Genomic DNA, 254 nt, shown 5'->3' with positions numbered 1-254 from the left:
AACATTTGAGTCTTCATTGCACAATGTCGACCTCTTCCATTAACGGGTGGTGCCTCTCTTCCATCTCCCCAGCCAAAACCTCTCTCAAGAAGGCCACCTTAGGCCCTTCTGTCTTCGCAACCGTTAGCACTCCTTCTTCTCCTTCTTCTTCTTCTTCTTCCTTCCCTTCTCTCATTCAAGACAGGCCTGTCTTTGCTGCCCCTGCCCCCATCATCACCCCCACTGTGAGAGAGGATATGGCAAAGGAATACGAG

At 50.8% G+C, this 254-nt stretch carries 1 protein-coding gene; it reads right to left on the bottom strand.

All coding sequences use genetic code 11. The features are described from left to right. Positions 1–13: 13 nt before the first annotated feature. The gene (locus PZC42_RS25005; RefSeq protein ID WP_277214337.1) at positions 14–175 is read right to left on the bottom strand and encodes a hypothetical protein; all 162 of its coding nucleotides are present in this window, start codon (positions 173–175) and stop codon (positions 14–16) included. Positions 176–254 lie beyond the last annotated feature (79 nt).

Origin of the sequence: Isoptericola croceus, from assembly GCF_029382255.1 — a bacterium.
GTDB lineage: Bacteria > Actinomycetota > Actinomycetes > Actinomycetales > Cellulomonadaceae > Isoptericola > Isoptericola croceus.
This window is presented reverse-complemented; position numbering and strand designations above follow the sequence as displayed.

What these genes read in the sequence shown, in the direction of transcription:
- PZC42_RS25005 (WP_277214337.1), bottom strand. Translation starts at nt 175, where the DNA reads ATGAGAGAAGGGAAGGAAGAAGAAGAAGAAGAAGGAGAAGAAGGAGTG.